Source organism: Mycobacterium sp. P4_H6, from assembly GCF_056400845.1.
In genome coordinates this window covers 17,513-35,367 of the sequence record NZ_JBFUKN010000002.1, presented here as the reverse complement: position 1 = coordinate 35,367, position 17,855 = coordinate 17,513, and the positions used below count along the sequence as shown (strand labels likewise).

13 protein-coding genes are annotated in these 17,855 nt (G+C 67.7%); 9 read left to right on the top strand and 4 right to left on the bottom strand.

Annotation, left to right across the window (positions count from 1 at the left end):
* Nucleotides 1-7: 7 nt before the first annotated feature.
* Together AC1DTF_RS01100 and AC1DTF_RS01095 are read left to right on the top strand one after the other, a co-directional pair.
* Complete coding sequence (locus AC1DTF_RS01100) at nucleotides 8-766, top strand: glycoside hydrolase family 16 protein (RefSeq protein ID WP_477472803.1); 759 nt, start codon at nucleotides 8-10, stop codon at nucleotides 764-766.
* Nucleotides 763-2,031: a glycosyltransferase family 2 protein gene (locus AC1DTF_RS01095; RefSeq protein ID WP_477472706.1), complete on the top strand. Its 1,269-nt coding sequence runs from the start codon at nucleotides 763-765 to the stop codon at nucleotides 2,029-2,031. The genes AC1DTF_RS01100 and AC1DTF_RS01095 overlap by 4 nt, the downstream gene beginning before the upstream one ends.
* On the opposite strand, the gene AC1DTF_RS01090 is transcribed toward AC1DTF_RS01095, so the two are convergent.
* The 3 genes from AC1DTF_RS01090 to AC1DTF_RS01080 are packed head-to-tail and all read right to left on the bottom strand — an operon-like array spanning nucleotide 2,028 to nucleotide 5,584.
* Complete coding sequence (locus AC1DTF_RS01090; protein WP_477472705.1) at nucleotides 2,028-3,263, bottom strand: hypothetical protein; 1,236 nt, start codon at nucleotides 3,261-3,263, stop codon at nucleotides 2,028-2,030. The genes AC1DTF_RS01095 and AC1DTF_RS01090 overlap by 4 nt on opposite strands.
* An 18-nt stretch (nucleotides 3,264-3,281) precedes the next feature.
* Nucleotides 3,282-4,874, bottom strand: coding sequence for an MFS transporter (locus tag AC1DTF_RS01085; RefSeq protein WP_477472704.1), 1,593 nt, complete (start codon nucleotides 4,872-4,874; stop codon nucleotides 3,282-3,284).
* Nucleotides 4,874-5,584: an LppX_LprAFG lipoprotein gene (locus AC1DTF_RS01080; protein ID WP_477472703.1), complete on the bottom strand. Its 711-nt coding sequence runs from the start codon at nucleotides 5,582-5,584 to the stop codon at nucleotides 4,874-4,876. The genes AC1DTF_RS01085 and AC1DTF_RS01080 overlap by 1 nt, the downstream gene beginning before the upstream one ends.
* Before the next feature lie 77 nt (nucleotides 5,585-5,661).
* On the opposite strand from AC1DTF_RS01080, the gene AC1DTF_RS01075 reads away from it, so the two are divergent.
* From AC1DTF_RS01075 to AC1DTF_RS01045, 7 genes are all read left to right on the top strand, one after another.
* A complete protein-coding gene (locus AC1DTF_RS01075) occupies nucleotides 5,662-6,261 on the top strand; it encodes a riboflavin synthase (RefSeq protein ID WP_477472702.1) in 600 nt (199 codons plus the stop codon).
* Nucleotides 6,262-6,890: 629 nt separating this feature from the next.
* Nucleotides 6,891-12,614 (top strand): Ig-like domain-containing protein, encoded by a 5,724-nt coding sequence (locus AC1DTF_RS01070; RefSeq protein ID WP_477472701.1) that lies wholly within the window; start codon nucleotides 6,891-6,893, stop codon nucleotides 12,612-12,614.
* 43 nt (nucleotides 12,615-12,657) lie between these two features.
* On the top strand, nucleotides 12,658-13,284 hold the full coding sequence (locus AC1DTF_RS01065) for a hypothetical protein (RefSeq protein ID WP_057165069.1): 627 nt from the start codon (nucleotides 12,658-12,660) through the stop codon (nucleotides 13,282-13,284).
* 24 nt (nucleotides 13,285-13,308) lie between these two features.
* Nucleotides 13,309-14,994: a hypothetical protein gene (locus AC1DTF_RS01060; RefSeq protein WP_477472700.1), complete on the top strand. Its 1,686-nt coding sequence runs from the start codon at nucleotides 13,309-13,311 to the stop codon at nucleotides 14,992-14,994.
* A 151-nt stretch (nucleotides 14,995-15,145) separates the two neighbouring features.
* A complete protein-coding gene (locus AC1DTF_RS01055) occupies nucleotides 15,146-16,420 on the top strand; it encodes a bifunctional 3,4-dihydroxy-2-butanone-4-phosphate synthase/GTP cyclohydrolase II (RefSeq protein ID WP_477472699.1) in 1,275 nt (424 codons plus the stop codon).
* Between the two features lie 17 nt (nucleotides 16,421-16,437).
* Nucleotides 16,438-16,896, top strand: a complete 459-nt coding sequence (ribH, locus tag AC1DTF_RS01050) for a 6,7-dimethyl-8-ribityllumazine synthase (RefSeq protein ID WP_442928659.1) — start codon at nucleotides 16,438-16,440, stop codon at nucleotides 16,894-16,896.
* Nucleotides 16,893-17,399 (top strand): PH domain-containing protein, encoded by a 507-nt coding sequence (locus AC1DTF_RS01045; protein WP_057165073.1) that lies wholly within the window; start codon nucleotides 16,893-16,895, stop codon nucleotides 17,397-17,399. Before ribH ends, AC1DTF_RS01045 begins: the two co-directional genes overlap by 4 nt.
* Here the strand turns inward: AC1DTF_RS01045 and AC1DTF_RS01040 are convergent.
* Nucleotides 17,374-17,844: a GNAT family N-acetyltransferase gene (locus AC1DTF_RS01040; protein WP_057165551.1), complete on the bottom strand. Its 471-nt coding sequence runs from the start codon at nucleotides 17,842-17,844 to the stop codon at nucleotides 17,374-17,376. The genes AC1DTF_RS01045 and AC1DTF_RS01040 overlap by 26 nt on opposite strands.
* Nucleotides 17,845-17,855: the final 11 nt, after the last annotated feature.

Here is a 17,855-nt window from a genome sequence, read left to right as displayed (position 1 = left end):
TGGCGGCATGCTGGTCTGCTCCTGTGCGCTGACCGGAACGGCCTCCGGACAACCCCGGGTGCTGTTGGACGCCGAGTTCGACGGGCCCGCAGGCAGCCCGCCCGACGGTATCTGGCAGGTGGCCACCGGCGGCGGGGGCTGGGGCAACAACGAATCGCAGGTCTACACCGACCATCCCGACAACGTCGGCTTGGACGGCAACGGCCACCTGGCCCTCACCGCGCGACGAGATGCCAACGGCCAGATCACCTCGTCGCGGATCAGCACCGACAACACCTTCGCCTTCACCTACGGCCGTGCCGAGGCCCGCATCTCGCTGCCGGCCGGAACCGGTCTGCACCCGGCTTTCTGGCTGCTCGGCGCCAACCTCGATGAGGTCGGGTGGCCGGCCGCCGGCGAGATCGACGTGATCGAGACCCTCAACCACGCCACGGAATGGCATTCGGCCGTGCACGCTCCGCAAGCCGGAACCGAACGCGGCCGACAGATGTCGGCGGCGGGACCGGTGCCGTTCCCGCTGGCCGGTGTGTTCCGCACCTACTGGGTCGAACGCACACCGGGCCGCATCGTGACCGGTGTCGACGATGTCACCCTGCTCACCGTCACACCGCTGAACCTGGCGGAGGGCGCGACGTGGGTTTTCGACGCACCGTTCCAGCTCCTGCTCAACCTGGCGGTCGGCGGGAACTGGCCCGGACCTGCCGACGAGTCCACCCCGTATCCGTCCACCATGCTCGTCGACTGGGTGAGGGTCACCGAACTATGACCGCCAAGCTGACGATCGACCCCGCAATGACATCCGTCGGCAGCCCCGACGGTGGGCACGCACGCTGGATCGGGCACCTCGACATCGACACGGTCGGCGACCACGATGGCCAGGTGACCGTCACGATCACCCGCCCGGACGAATACCGCAGGGCGCGCATACTTTTGCGTAATGGATCGGGTCCCATCGACTTCGTCGAAGCCGATATCGTCGACGGCGCGGTCACGCTGACCATTCCGGAACAGTTCGGGTGCCCGGGTGCACCCCGGGAGAGCCCGCTGCCGCCGATCTCGGTCGTGCTGTGCACCCGGGAACGCCCCGATGACCTGACCGGTGCGCTCGCCTCGCTGCGCACCGTCGACTACCCGGACTTCGAGATCGTGGTGGTCGACAATGCCCCCACCACCGATGCCACCGAACGCGTGGTCGCCGCCGCGGCCGACCCACGGATCAGGCGGGTCGTGGAACCGGTTGCCGGACTGTCGAATGCGCGTAATGCCGGACTGCGGGCAGCCCGCCACGACATCGTTGCTTTCACCGATGACGACGTCGTGGTCGACCCGCACTGGCTGCACGGGCTGGCCCGCGGATTCGATCGTGCCGACAATGTGTCCTGTGTCTGCGGGATGGTGCCCAGCGGCGAACTGCGCACAGCGGCGCAGGCCTACTTCGACCAGCGGGTGTCCTGGGCGTCCACGCTGGCGCCGCGTATCTACTCGCTGGCCGAGCCGCCGACGGATCTGCCGCTGTTCCCTTTTCAGGTGGGGATCTACGGCACCGGTGCGAACTTCGCCATCTCACGCAGCGCCGCCACCGCCATGGGCGGCTTCGATGAGGCGCTGGGCGCCGGCACCTCCACCAAGGGCGGTGAGGACATCGACATGTTCTTCCGCTTGGTGGCGGCCGGGCACACCCTGGTCAACGAGCCGGCCGCGATCGTGTGGCACCGCCACCGCAGTGACGGCGCGGCGCTGCTCATCCAGGCCCGCGGTTACGGACTGGGTCTCGGTGCCTGGCTGACCAAGGTGGCACTCGATCGTCACCACCGGCGGCTGGCCTTCCGGGTGGCGCGCAAGCAGTTCCGGTCCTCGTTGCGGGCGGGTGCCGGGTACGGCGCGGTCATGGTGCCCCCGGCCGATCTCGTCGACAGCATCCCCAGGTCGGTCGGACGCACCGAGGTGCTGTCCGTGCTGGGCGGGCCGTGGGCCCTGTGGCAGGGACGCCGGCAGGGCCGCCGTTCGTCGCCGATGCGTCGGGCGGGCTAACCGGAGGACAGCAGGTCGGCCACGGTCCGGGGGAGCAGTCCAAGGCCTGCGCTGATCGCATCCGGATCGAACACCGAGCGGTGAAATTCAGCGGTGAACCACAGGTTCTCGGCCACCGCCACCGAGGTCACCGTCACCCCGGTGGCGGCCGCGGGGTCGTTGGCCACCAGCATGCAGGCGTGCTCGGCAGAGGTGAACGGCCAGGGCCCGTTCCATTGCGGGGAGCCCAGGTTCGAATGCAGCAGATGCAGTCTCGGTGCGGCCGGGACAGCGGTCGTGAGGTGATCGATCCGGCCGCGACCGCGGGCCTTTGCGGTGCCCACCAACAGATTCGCCACCGGCCGGCCGGTCCGCGCGGCCCGGGTCATCTCGTGCTGCAGGCGTGCCGGGCCGCCGGCGCGGTCGATGACGAAATCGAGGCCGGCCGAGAAGGATGCCAGCGTGTCCCGGCCGCCGGGAAGGTAGCGCCGCACGTCGAACGGGACCTTCACCGCATCGTCCACCGCGATACCGGCCCGCTCGAACGACGACCACAGCGCGCAGGTGAACAGCGCCACCATGCTCACCCCGGGCAGTTTCCGGTCCCGGCGGGCACGCAACTCGGCGACCTCATCGGCTCTCAGCCCGATCACCCGGGTGGTCGGCGCAGCGGTGAACGGCATGCCGGGTCCCGACGGCGCGGGGCTGTGCCGAGCCGGGGCGCTCCGGTCTCGTTGCGCTGTCAGGAGTTTCGCCAGTCGCACCGGGTTGGCGCCGAACGTCGCCGCCGCCGCGACGCCCAGGGGTGAGCGGGTGCGCGCATACCGTCGCCAGGTCTCGGGATCGCGAGCGTCGGTGATACCGAACAGCACGTCGAGCAGCGTGTGGATGAGCGGGATCTCGCCCAGACCGTGGCTGAAGTCAATCGCCAGCCAGTCGCCTGCGGTGGCCACCGTGAGCCCGCGGTCATCGAGTTCCCGGACGGTCTGCAGCAGCCCCAGGGGCGGGGCCGGATCGTCCAGCGGCGCAACCGCATACACCCGGGGGGTGCGGCCCTCGGTCACGCGGCTCCAGCGGGTGTGTGCCGCCGACGGTTCCAGGCACAGCCGGGCGACGGGGCCCGCAGCGGTCATCGCGTCCAGACGCGAGGTCAGCTGGTGATGCGACGGAATCCTCAGCGGTCCCACCACGACGGCCGACCGCCGCCGGCTGTGCACCGTGTCGAGGGTGGCCACCCGGACGCGCCCGGTCACGGGGTCACCCCAGTGTGGTCAGGACGACGGCGGCGTCGGAAACGCCGAACTGTCTTGGTCTTCCGCGGCCGGGATGGTCTCTTCGTCCTGCTCGTCGTGGTGGTCACGGTCGCTGATCAGCAGCGACGACAGGGCGCCGACGACACACACCACCGCGGTGATGGCGAAGATCTCGCCGTACTGCATGGTGTAGGCGATCCGGGTGTTCTCCAGCAGCTGCCTGCCTGCGTCCAGCAGATTGCCGGTGTCGACGACGGGCAGCGACTGCAGAATCTGGTTGAAGCGGTACAGACCCCAGGCCGACAACGCGGCCATACCGATGAGCATGCCGATCATCCGGGAGACGACCACCGAGGCCGAGGCGATGCCGTGTTCGGCGGACGGCACCACCCGCAGCGCCGCGGAGGTCAGCGGGCCGATCACCAGTCCCAGTCCGAAGCCGGCGAGGGCCAGGTCGGTGTCGAAGGTCGGCAGCGTGAAGAGCCCGAGATCGTGACGCGCGGAGAGCACGTTGACATCCCAGTGCGAGATCAGCCAGTAGCCGAACGCGGCGATCAGCAGACCGGTCACCGCGATGGGCCGATCACCGATGCGGGTGGCCAGCCAGCCGCCGAGCAGTGCACCGATGGGCAGCGCGATGAGGAAGCGCAGCAGCAGCACGACAGCTTCGTTCTTGTCCATGCCGAGCACGCCCTGCCCGAACAGTTCCACGTTGACCAGCGTCACCATCAGTGCGGCGCCCGCAGTGAGCGAGGCGCCGAGCGCGGCCAGGAAGGGCCGGAACTTCACTCCGGCCGGCTCCAGGAGCCGGGTGGTGGCTTTCTTTTCCCAGACGAAGAAGCCGACCATGGTGACCACCGCCACGATCAGCAGCGGGATCCCGTAGCTGGGCAGCAGATTCTTGCCATCCGGTGCCGGGTTGTACAGGCCGACGACTGCGGCGCCGAGCGCGATGGCCAGCAGCAGGCCGCCGACGACGTCCACCTTCTGCTGCGGTTGATCGCGATCCCGGGACGGCACGCTGAAATGGATCATGACCATCGCGGCCGCGGCCATCGGGATGTTGATCCAGAAGATGTCGCGCCAGGTGCTCAGCGCCCACACGACGGCGATGCCGTAGAGCGGTCCCAGCACGCTGCCGAGTTCCTGGGCCGCACCGATGCCGCCGAGCACGGTGGCCCGGCCGCGTGCCGACCAGAGGTCGGCCGCCAGTGCCAGGGTGACCGGCAGCAGGGCGCCACTGGCGATGCCCAGGATGGTGCGACCGATGACCAGCGTGGTCAGGTCGCCGGCCAGGGCGGTGACCACCGATCCGGCCATGAAGCCGAGCAGTCCGATCTGCAGAATCACTTTGCGGCCGAACCGGTCTGAGGCCTTGCCCAACAGTGGCATGGCCGCGATGTAGCCGAGCAGATAGCTGGTCACGATTGGCGTGACCTGCTGGATCTGGTTGATGGGGATGCCGACGTCTCGCATGATGTCGGTCATGATGGTGATCACGACATAGGTGTCGAGAGCACCGAGGGTGACCGCCAGGCCACCCGCACTGATTGCGAGGCGGCGGTTGGTGCCCGCCGAGCCGGCCGCCCGGTGGCTGTTGGCCGCCGTCATCAGCTACCGGGCTTCGTGACGGTGACGGCCTTGCCCCAGTCGGTGAGGGTCATCGTGATCGTGTTGCCGGCCGACGGCGCGATCTGCACCTGAGCCAACTGGTGGTCGCCGTCCTCACGGATCCAGGCGGTGGCCGGGGCCGGAGCGGCCTGCTTGAGCTGCGGAGCGATCTTGTTGACCGCGTCGGCGCTGACGGTGCCGGTGATCTTCACCGCGTCCGAGCCGCCGATGGCCTCGCGGCCCTCGGCCTTGGGGTCGGAGAAGCTGGCCAGGATGTTGGCCAAGCCGGTGTCCGGGTTCAGGATCGCCGAGATGTCATAGATATCGGCGGCCGGCCCGAAGTTCTGCATGTTGCCGCCCTTGGTGATGGCGCCGTACAGATCGCCGTCGGCGACGACGAAGGCGACATCGGTCAGCTTCTGGCCGAGGAAGATGATGTCGGCGTCGCCCTGGGCCGCCACCACGGGGGCGTTGGTCAGATCGCCGCTGAGGCTGGCGATGGGCAGTTCCTTGATCTCACCGCCGACGGTCAGTTCGAGGTGCACGCTCTGCTGGCTGCGGGTGGTCTCGGCGGATTCGGTGATCAGCGTGGCCGCTTCGGGGAGCGGGGCGTCATTGGTCTTCGACCCGCAGCCGACGAGCGCTGCTGCCGCCATCAGGATGGCGAAGAGGGGGAGGAGGATCCGGACTGCACGGGGGCGCGTCTGCATGATCTGCATCGTAGTGGGTCTCCCCGAGTGGCCCCCGAGCTACGTGGACGGGGCGACCGCATCACTAATCTTGAGACATGTTCACCGGAATCGTGGAAGAGCTCGGAGAAATCGTCGGCAAAGAGGACCTCGCGGATGCTGCGCGTTTTGTGATCCGCGGGCCGGTGGTCACCTCCGATGCAGGTCACGGCGACTCGATTGCGGTCAACGGTGTCTGTCTGACGGTGGTGGAGGTGCGCCCGGACGGTGCGTTCACCGCCGATGTGATGGCCGAGACCCTCAACAGGTCCAGCCTGCGCGCGGTGAATGTCGGCAGCCAGGTCAATCTGGAGCGCGCCGCGGCGATCAACAGCCGTCTCGGCGGCCACATCGTGCAGGGCCACGTGGACGGCACCGGCGAGGTGGTCGCCCGAACCCCGTCGGAGAACTGGGAAGTGGTCCGTATCTCGCTGCCCGGCGAACTGGCCCGTTATGTGGTGGAAAAGGGCTCGATCACCGTCGACGGCATCTCCCTTACGGTCTCCGGACTGGGGGAGGACTGGTTCGAGGTCTCCTTGATCCCGACCACGCTGTCACTGACGACTCTGGGCGGCGCCCCGGTCGGCACCCCGGTGAACCTCGAGGTGGATGTCATCGCGAAATATGTCGAACGGTTGATGGCCGACCGCGATCGCTGAGCCGGTCGATCATTTGATCTTTGCTCCCCGGGCAGTCAGCAACGGGTGGGGCCCTCGGCGTGTCGCCCCGCCGGCCGGGTCGATTCCGGGCTTCGGGCAGCGGTCGGCGCGCAGCATCCGGTGAGCTCGGTCCGACGGAAATGTCGGTCGCAGTCACTTGATTGCGGAAGTATTTGCGTGTTTCGCGCCCGCGGTGGAACTCCGTCACCGGAACCGGGTTCCGCTAAGGGTCTGTCGTCGCGTCGGTGGCGCTGCGGTCCTCGCGGGCGCCGCCATCGATGCAGGTGACGGCGGTGGCGAATTTGTCATTGCGGCATCGCCGCATCGACCTCGACGATCGACGGAAATGTCGTGGGACTGCTGTGACCGTGGTGTTTGCGGTACTGCATCGTTGCTGGCGGACGCGCTTGGTCGCACGTGTGTGGTCTGCTTGCGTACCGGCGCCGGTAACGCCTGGTGATCTGGTGTCAGCTAATCGGCGGACACCCGACGAAATCACCTCAGGATTTCCTCAGTTTGTGCTTTCTAGTTATTGACGGTCGTGTTAACTTACGGCGCAGTCAATAGGACTGTGCGCTCGGTCACGGCAACGGATGCCACGGCAGGGCGGTTGAACGCTGAGGAGTGAAATGGCGACCCATCGGAAGAAGTCAGCGAAGAAGCGGATCCGCACCGGTGAATTCGCCGTTGCCGCATTCCTCGGCCTGGCGGTCACCGCCGCACCGGCCATCGCGACCGCTGACACCTCCGATGGTCCGTCGACCGGCCCCTCGACGGACAAGAGCAGCGCGTCCGACACCAGCGGGGTGAAGACCGGACCCAAGACCGCGAAGGTCGGAAAGACCAGCGCCGGTAACGGGACTCCGCTGCGTACCCAGGCGGCGGCTGTCGAAGAAGACGCGGCTGTCGAAGAAGACGAAGACGAAGCCGTCCTCGGCGGTGAGGGCGCCGGCGAGGACACCGAGGGTGAGGGCACCGAGACCGGTCCGGTCACCGACACCACGACCGACGAAGGCGACGGCGCCGGCGCCGGAGAAGAAGCGCCGCCGGTCGTCGAAACCGGCCCCGGCACCACCGGCACCGAGATCGTCGAGCCCCCGGTCGACCCCGAAACCCCCGAGCCTCCGGTGACGGATCCCGCGACCGTCGAGCCCGAGGTCATCGAGACCCCAGCAACCCCCGAAACGACCCCGGTCGTGGACGTGATCGAGATTCCGTCCTCCGATCACTCGGCCTCGTCGCTCTCGCTCAAGGGTTCCGACCCGTCGCCGACACCCACCGCACTCGCCTCGGCCCTGCTCGACATCAATCTCGACATCGTGCCCAAGCCGCCGGTGATTCCGGCCTTCGCGCCCCTGATGGGCATCATCAACGGCCTCGCCAGCTGGGTCGACAAGGTCTTCCCGCCCTATGCCGCCGATCCGCTGCTCAGTCCCACCCAGGTCGCCGCCGGCTATGTGATGACGCTGCTGGCCGGGTTGCAGTCGTCCTACTGGCAGGGCCAGCCCACGCCGTTCACCTTCGGCGCCCTCGTGCTCGTCACCGCCGCATACGCGCGCTACGAGCGCCTCGCCACCAACCACCTGCCGGGTGTCCCCACGGTCTCCGCCGGCCCGCTGCCGCTGACCTGGAAGCTCAAGAGCATCGACCCGGATGGCGACCTGCTGGTCTATTCGGTCGATCTGAACGGCCAGCCCGCCAACGGCCTGATCACCATGAGCCCGGACGGCACCTTCAGCTTCATCCCCAGCTCGCTGACCGACCTGAACGACGGCACCGACGTCACGTTCACCGTCCGGGTCAACGACAGCCTGGGCATGCTGGAGCACCCCATCAACCCGGAAGGCAACGACGCGTTCTACACCGTGTCGTTCCGGTACCCGGGCCTGGGCATCAACAACCTGCCCGTTTTCAACCCGCCCGGTAAGGCCACGGTGGTCGGCACCGACGGAAACACCGGCAAGGTCACCATCGTCGCGCAGGCCACCGATGCCGACGGCGACCCGCTGACCTACACGGCCTCATCGCTCTTCGGCACCGTTACCCGCAACGAGGACGGCACGTTCACCTACACCCCGAATGCGGCGGCCCGCCACGCTGCGGCGAGCGATCTCGCCGCGGCCCTCGGACTGAACAAGGACCTCGTCACCATCTATGCCAGTGACGGTCGCGGCGGCATCACGCTGCTACCGACCACCGTGACCGTCGACATCGTCGGCGCGAACAACGCGCCCACGGTCACCGTGAAGCCACCGGCCATCTCCGATCCGCTGACCGGTCTGATCGCCGGCGGGTTCGACATCGATGACAACGACAACGATCTGGTCACCTTCTCGCCCCTGGCGCTGACCACCAGCCGCGGGGGCATCGTCACGGTGACCGGCCTGGGCTACACGTACCTGCCGTCGATCCAGGCCCGTTCGCAGGGCGGCACGGACACCTTCACCGTGACCGCCGATGACGGGCACGGCGGCACCGTCGAGGTCTCGATCACCGTCACCATCGCGAAGTTCAACCTCGGCCCGGTCGGTGGGATCACCGTCGCCACACCGGATTCCGACGGCGTCGTGCGCGGCCAGGTTTCCGCAACCGACCTCAACGGTGACACCATCACCTACACGCTCAGCGGCGGACTGTCCTCGGGACGCAGCGCAAAGGGCGGCATCGTCCTGCTGAACTCCGACGGCACTTTCACCTTCATCCCCAAGCCGTCGACCGATGTGCTGCCGGGCCTCACAATGGACTCGTTCGAGGTCGAACTGTCGGACGGCAACGGTGGTTTCGCCACCACCACGGTAACCGTGTTCGCCGATCTCAAGCTGGACCCCAAGGTCACCAGCAATGCCGGCGGTGTCATCAAGGGTGGGGTGGACATCGATGACAACGACAACGTCGGCCTGCTGACCTACAGCGTCGGCACCGGTCCGAACAAGGGCACCGTCACGGTCAACGCTGACGGTACCTACACCTACACCGCCACCACGGCGGGCTGGAACGAGACCGATTCGTTCACCATCATCGGCACCGTCAACGGCCTGTCGATCACCGTCGCCACCGTCAGCCTGGTCCCCAAGCCGAACGTCGCACCGACCTCGGATCTTGTTGGTGGCGCGGTCATCCCGATCGGCGTGGGCTCGGGCATCGCCACGGGCAACGTCAACGCGCACGACGAGAACGGCGACACCCTGCACTACAGCGTCACCGGCTACGGCGGCGGATCCACCATCACGCTGTCCAACGGTTCCATCGTGACCGTGGACGCCACCGGCAAGTGGACCTACATCCCCGGCCTGAACAGCGGTGACCTGGGCGGACTTTCGCCGATCATCACCGGGTCGTCGTTCACCGTGTACGTCACCGACGGCAAGGGCGGGCAGACCAGCACGCCCGTGATCGTCACCACCCACGAGCTCGATCTCCCGGTCACCAAGGTCGTCAACAACGGCACCGTCACCGGCGGTCTCGGTCTCACGGCCGGTGAGCAGGGCCTGATGACCTACAGCGTCGGCACCGGCCCCACCAAGGGCACGATCACCGTGAACGCCGACGGTACCTACACCTACACGGCCACCTCGGCGGGCTGGAACGAGACCGATTCGTTCACCATCGTCGGCACCATCAACGGCCAGCACATCACGGTGGCCGAGGTCTCCGTGGTGCCGAAATCGAATGCCGCGCCGACCTCCCCGCTGCTCGACGGCGCCACCGTCATCGGTGGTTCCGGCATCGCGACCGGCACCATCGGCGCCTCGGACGCCAACGGCGACACGTTGCACTACAGCGTCACCGGGCACGGCGGCCTGTCCACGAAGACCCTGGCCAACGGCGCAATCGTGACGGTCGACGCCAACGGCAAGTGGACCTACATCCCGGGCCTCAACAGTGGGGTGCTGGGCGTGATCCTCGCGTCCTCGTTCACGGTCTACATCTCCGACGGCAAGGGCGGCGAGACCAGCACGCTGGTCACCGTCAACACCCATGACCTCGACATCCCGGTGACCAAGACGGGCAGCAACGGCACCGTCACCGGTGGTCTGGGCCTGACCGCGGGCGAGCAGGGCCTGATGACCTACAAGGTCGGCGCCGGGCCCAGCAAGGGCACCGTCACGGTCAACGCCAACGGCACCTACACCTACACGGCCACCTCGGCGGGCTGGAACGAGACCGATTCGTTCACCATCGTCGGCGTCGTCAACGGTGTCGAGATCACCGTCGCCAATGTGTCGGTGGTGCCGAAGGTGAACTCCGCTCCGAATTCGAAGGGCCTCGACGGCGCGGTGATCGTCGGCGGGTCGGGCATCGCGAGCGGCAACGTCGCCGCCAACGATGACGACAACGACACGCTGCATTACAGCGTCACCGGATACGGCGGAGGCTCCAGCCGGATCCTGTCGAACGGGTCCATCGTCACCGTGGACGCCAACGGCAAGTGGTCCTATGTGCCGGGCCAGAACAGCGGCATCCTCGGCGCCATCGTCGGCTCCTCCTTCACGGTGTACGTCAGCGACGGAAAGGGCGGTCAGACAAGCACTCTGGTGACCGTCAGCACGCATGACCTGGATCTGCCCGTCACCACCACAAATGGCGGCCATGGCGTCACCACCGGTGGTGTCCAGCTGACCTCCAGCGAACAGGGCGTGCTGACCTACAGCGTGGGAACCGGTCCGACCAAGGGCACGGTGACCATCAACCCCGACGGCACCTACACCTACACCCGGACCGCGTCAGGCCATACGGGCGGACCTACCGATACGTTCCAGATCGTCGGCAGTGTCGGTGGCGTCAGCATCGTCGTTGCTTCCGTGACCGTGAACCCGACGCTCAGCAACGCGGCGCCCACCGCAGGCACCACTACGATCACCGAATCCTCGTTGGGTGGCGAGTTCCTCGGGATCCGGACCCAGAGCGGCAAGGGCAAGGTCACCGCGTTCGATGCGGACGGTGACGCGATCAGCTACCCGGGCGGGTCGATCATTCCGGCGCTCTACGGGACCGCCAACGGAGGATCGGTGTCGTTCTACTCGGACGGAACCTTCACCTACACCATCACCAAGTCGAGCAGTTACTTCCATGCAGCGGCCGCCAACGGCGCAACCGGGTTGGCGGTGGCCGACACGTTCACCATCACGGTGACGGATGCCCTCGGCGCCAGCTCGACGATCGTGGTATCGGTTCCGGTCGAGAAGCTGAACTCCACCCCGTCCTCGAGCGTGTCGGTGGGCGGCAAGACCACCGACGCCCTCGGTGTGGTGCGAGGCACTCTCAGCGGCTCCGATGGAGACGACGACGCGCTGACCTACACCCTGGTCGGCGGGACCAACGGCACCGCAGCCACCTCCAACGGCGGCATCATCCGGTTCAGCGGCACCTCGTTCACCTACATCCCGACCGCGGGCAAGGCCACGGATTCGTTCCAGGTACAGGTCATCGACGGCCACGGCGGCGTCTCGACGGCCACCATCAGCCTGACCGGGCTCAGCACGCCGTCGCCGACCACCAATGTGAACACCTCGACGGTCAATGTGGTGACCGGCCAGTTGAATACGGCCGGCAATACCGGACTCACCTACAGCGTGGGCGGTCAGGGGAGCAAGGGCACGGTGACGGTGACCGCCTCCGGTGCCTTCACCTACACCCGGACCGTGTCCGGTCACTTCCAGACGCCCGCTGACACGTTCACGATCCGGGCCACCGACGCCGACGGCAACTCGGTGATCATCGCGACGGTGAACGTCACCCCGACGGTGAGCAACGCCGCCCCGGTGGCCGGCACGACGGTCTTCACCGGCTCGTCGATCGATGACAACAGGATCCTCGGCATCGGCACCCTGAAGCAGACCACCACCGGCACACTCAAGGCCACCGACGCCGATACAGACACCGTGACCTTCGTGTCGGGCTCGTTCGCCACGGCCAACGGCGGCACCGTGGTGATCAACGCCAACGGCACCTTCACCTACACCATCGACGAGGGCTTCTCGTACTACCACGGGGCGGCCAAGATCGGTGCGACGGGCAGTGCGGTCGCCGATACCTTCTCGGCCACGGCGGTGGACGGGTTCGGCGGTAGCACCAGCTACTCGGTGTCGGTGTCGATCTACGCGATCAACAGCACCCCGACCATCTCCGGCGGCAGCAAGGCGTTCGGAAACGTCAGCTTCATCAACGTCGACGACAATGACGGCGACAGCCTGACGTTCAGCCACAACGGGTCGAGCTTCACCTTCGGCGGACGGGGCCTGGCCACCAGCACGCTGTGGGGCGGCAGCCGGCTCACCGTCTCCGACGGCTACTACGTGACGGTCAACGGCGTCGTCACCGGCACGCCGTCCACCGTGACGAAGACCTGGTAGGCCGAGCGCCCGAGACTCGCACTCACCCAGAGAGATTCGCATCATGACGATCGACGGTCTGTCGCGCAGCGCACCCCCGGTGGAGCCTTGGGTCGATCTCGCCGGTCCGGACCGGCAGACCGGTCTGGTGCACGGCTCGGTTCAGATCGTCGAGCAGGGCGACCGGGCGCTGCGCTTCGGGCCGGAGCGGTCCACCACCGCCAAGGGTGGCCTCGTCACGGTGCACCCCCGGACCGGGCACTTCACCTACAGCCCGTCGGTGTCGGCCCGGGAAGTCTCCCGCACAAGTACGAATTACGGGGACACGGTCGATACGTTCACCGTCGACGTCGTCGACGCCTACGGCACCCGGGCCGAGGCGCACGTCGTGGTCGACATCCTGGCCGAGAACGTCCTCGGTGCGGTGAAGCCGAGTGTTGGTGTGAAGACCAACACCATCCTCGGTGCCAAAGAGGTGCAGTGGGAATCGATCACCATCGGCAGCGGATCCCTGGACATCGTGTCGACATCGGGTGGCACCTCCGTACTCAGCGTCGGACCGGCCGGTGGCCACACCCTGACGTTCACGTCTTCCGACGGCAGTTATTTCACCAAGGGCCCGGCCGGCAGCGTGGTGTTGCGGGTGACGGACGCGCACGGGTTCCACGCCGACCAGACCTACACCTACTGAGCCGAATTCAGCTGATAGAAGGAGATGTGCGCCATCACCATCGATGATATTCACCGCGGCAGCTTCGGCTCGTCGATGGCGGTGAACCTCGGACCCGAGACCGGTAGCCACGTCGAGGCACCCACAGCGTTTTCCACCACTGCACACGTGGTGGACATGGTGGTGCACGCGGACACCCCGCCGACGGCCTTCGCGGAGGTCGGTGACCCCAGTCGGCCGACCGGTACGGTGGCCGGCGCGGTGATCAGCCGCAACACCGGGGCGTTGAGCTACGGACCGGTGCTGTTCACCACGGCCAAGGGTGGTCTGGTCTCGGTCGGCGCGTTGTCCGGTCGGTTCAGCTACACGCCGTCGGATCAGGCGCGGATGCTGGCCGCCTCGAGTGCCGATCTGGACGACAGGGTGGACACCTTCACGGTCACCGTCACCGACCTGTACGGCGGGTCGACCGCGGTGCCGGTGACGGCGGAGATCCTGGCCGCCGACATGCCGCCGGTCGGTGCTCCCATCCTGCAATTGCCGGACGCCAATGGTGTTGTCTGCGGGCATATTCAGGGTTCTGCCCGCGACGGCGGCACGCTCGTCTACAGCCTGGCGAACGCCGCCAATCCGGTCGGCTCCACCGAGGAATCGGCATATTCGCGCAAGGGCGGGCTGGTCCAACTGGATCCGACGACCGGCCGATTCGTCTTCGTCCCGACGCTCTCGCGAGCCGAGATCCCGGGTCTGGACACCGACACATTCACGGTGACGGTGACCAACACCCTCGGCGGGTCCGCCGATGTCACCGTGAATCCATTGGCGCACTTGACCATCGGCGTGGAAACCGTCAGCACCGCCCCCGATGTCCAATGCGGCAGGCTGGCAGTCAGCGAGGACGGTCCGTTGTCGTTCGGCGTGGGCAGCGGCCCCCGCAAGGGCACCGTCCAGGTGGACCGCAACGGCAATTACGTCTACACCCGCACCCCCGGCCTGGGACATGGCATCACCGCTGCCGACAGCTTCACGATCACCGGCACCGATGACTACGGCCGGTCGGTGACGGTGGCCACCGTCACGGTGTCCCCGCCGTTGGCGAGCACCGCACCGGTGACCGCCACGGTCCAGATCAGCGAGTCCGCGATCGACGGGCTGGGCAATCAGACGACCAGGGGCAGGATCACCGCAACCGGTGCCGCACGCTTCACCAGCGGCACCGTGCTGTCGATCAAGGGCAGTTCTGCCAAGATCGCCGAGGACGGCACCTTCACCTACTCCAGCGCGCAGAACCTCGGGGTGGGCCACGCCGCCGCCGCGGTCGACGCGCTGGCCGCAGACAAGGTGGACACCTTCTCCGTGCTCGCCGAGCACCCCGACGGCCGGCGCACCCCGGTGCTGGTGGCAGTGCCGCTGCACCCGTACAACAACACCCCGACGCAGGGCACGGTCGGGGGCAGTGGTCGCGTCCGGGGCCTGGGGACCGGCGACTGGACCACCAGCGTCGTCGACGTCGACGGTGACGACATCACCTTCAGCATCACCCAGCGCAACCCCACCGGTGTGGTGTCGGTGGGCCGCAACCGGGTGGGCGCGTTCACCGTGCACTACGAATCGACGTCGCCGCGGGCGGGCACCTGGTATCCCGCCGAGGCGTTCACCATCACCTTCTATGACGGTCACCTGAAGTCGGACGGGACTCCCGCCTCGGTGACCGCGGAATACGTGTTCTAGGTCGCACCGAATACCCGGCTCATTGCCCGCTGGTCCCCTCCGGGACCGGCGGGCAATAACTGTTGAGGGCCCGTGGTTCATACTGATGTAACCGGCCTACCCGCGCGTGCGCACAGGTCGACGCTCACGAATCTGATGAAGGTGGCACAAGATGACAAGGCTGGATTCCGTCGAACGGGCGGTGGCCGACATCGCGGCGGGCAAGGCAGTCGTGGTCATCGACGACGAGGACCGCGAGAACGAGGGCGATCTGATCTTCGCGGCCGAGAAGGCCACCCCTGAGCTGGTCGCCTTCATGGTCCGCTACACCTCGGGTTATCTGTGCGTGCCGCTGGACGGGGCCGTCTGCGACCGGCTCGGCCTGCTGCCGATGTACGCGGTGAACCAGGACAAACACGGCACCGCCTATACGGTGACCGTCGACGCCAAGAAGGGCGTCGGCACCGGCATCTCGGCCTCGGACCGCGCCACCACCATGCGTGCGCTCGCCGACCCGGCGGCCGTCGCCGAGGACTTCACCAAGCCCGGCCATGTGGTCCCGCTGCGCGCCAAGGACGGCGGCGTGCTCCGCCGCCCCGGACACACAGAAGCCGCGGTCGACCTGGCCCGCCTCGCCGGACTGCAGCCGGCCGGCGCCATCTGCGAGATCGTCAGCCAGAAGGACGAAGGCGCCATGGCGCAGACCGATGAGCTGCGGGTCTTCGCCGACGACCACAATCTGGCGCTCATCTCCATCGCCGATCTCATCGAGTGGCGCCGCWAGCACGAGAAGCACATCGAGCGCATCGCCGAGGCCCGCATCCCGACCCGGCACGGCGAGTTCCGGGCGGTCGGCTACACCTCGATCTACGAGGACGTCGAGCACGTCGCGCTGGTGCGCGGCGACATCTCCGGCCCGGAGTTCGACGGCCACGACGTGCTGGTGCGGGTGCACTCCGAATGCCTGACCGGCGATGTGTTCGGCTCACGCCGCTGCGACTGCGGTCCACAGCTGGACGCCGCGATGGCCATGGTGGCCCAGGAGGGCCGCGGCATCGTGCTGTACATGCGCGGCCACGAGGGCCGGGGGATCGGCCTGCTGCACAAACTGCAGGCCTACCAGCTGCAGGATGCGGGCGCGGACACCGTGGACGCCAACCTGGAACTGGGCCTGCCCGCGGATTCGCGCGACTACGGCATCGGGGCGCAGATCCTGGTCGACCTCGGTGTGCGATCCATGCGGCTGCTGACCAACAACCCCGCCAAGCGGGTCGGGCTGGACGGCTACGGCCTGCACATCACCGAGCGGGTTCCGCTGCCGGTGCGTGCCAACGCCGAGAACATCCGCTACCTGATGACCAAGCGTGACCGGATGGGCCACGACCTGGTGGGCCTGGAGGACTACGACGAGGTCTCGCCGTCCGGTGAAGTGGGGGGCGCGCTGTGAGCGGCCACGACGGAGCGATCCCGGATCTGCCGGATATCGACGCCTCCTCGGTGTCGCTGGGGATCGTGGTGAGCACCTGGCATGCCCGCATCTGCGATGCCCTGCTCGACGGTGCGCTGCGCGCCGCCAAACAGCTGGGCGTGACCGATCCCGCGGTGGTGCGGGTGCACGGCGCCATCGAGATCCCGGTCGTCGCGCAGGCGCTGGCGCGCAAGTACGACGCGGTGGTGGCACTCGGTGTGGTGATCCGCGGTGAGACACCGCATTTCGACTACGTGTGTGACGCCGTCACCCAGGGGCTGACCCGGGTGTCGCTGGATCTCGCGACGCCGGTGGCCAACGGCGTGCTGACCACCAATACCGAGCAGCAGGCGCTGGCCAGGGCGGGACTGCCGAACTCCAGTGAGGACAAGGGCGCTCAGGCAGCTGCCGCGGCACTGTCCACGGCATTGGTCCTGCGCGACCTGGCGTCATGAGCCGAGACGCCGGCGGGCGGGAGCAGAGCGACCCGCGGAATGTCGAATGGGAGCTGGAGGTCCGGCCGCACCTGACCCCGTACTTCGTCTACGCGGCGGCCTTCCTGATCGCGGCCGCCCACATCGGTGTCGGGTTCCTGCTGAAGGTCGGTTCCAGCGGCGTGATCTTCCGCACCGCGGACCAGGTCGGCATCGCCCTCGTCGGGATCACCATCGCCAGCGTGACACTGTTGCTCGCCAGGCCCCGGCTGCGTGCCGGCGCCGCGGGTATCGCGGTGCGGAATGCGCTGGCCTACAAGCTGATCCCGTGGTCCGACGTGGTCGACGTGTCCTTCCCGGTGGGCGCGCGGTGGGCCAGAGTCGACCTGCCCGATGACGAGTACACCGCGATCATGGCGATCCAGGCGGTCGACAAGGATCGCGCGGTACAGGCGATGGACCGGCTGCGATCGCTGATGGATCACTACCGCCCCGACCTCAATTCACATTCAGCATCATCGTGATTTCACCGGCGGTGCCGGCAGTGTCGGCCGCGCTGACGGTGAAACCCAGGCCGTCATAGATGGCGCGCGCCGCCTCGTTGGCGGCGTGCACGCGCAGCGTCACCCACTGCACCCGCTGGCTGCGGGCCCAGTCCACCGCCTCGGCGACCAGCGTGCGGCCCAGCCCGCGCCCGCGCGCCGCGGGATCCAGCCACAGCGAGTACAGATACACCGACTCCGGGCTCTGGCGTTGGGCGCCGATCAGGCCCACCGGCCGGTTGTCCACGACGGCGGCGAACTGGGCGTGCGCGCGCAGCCTGCGGCGCCACTGCGCGGCGGTGAAGGTCGACTCGTGCCGGTACTGCGGGTCCTCGGCGCCCAGCGAATCGGTGAGGGCACGCAGCCGGACTCCCGCGAAGGCCCGCCAGTCCGTCTCGGTCAGCCGCGCGATCCGCGCCTGCGCCATCCCCATCGCAC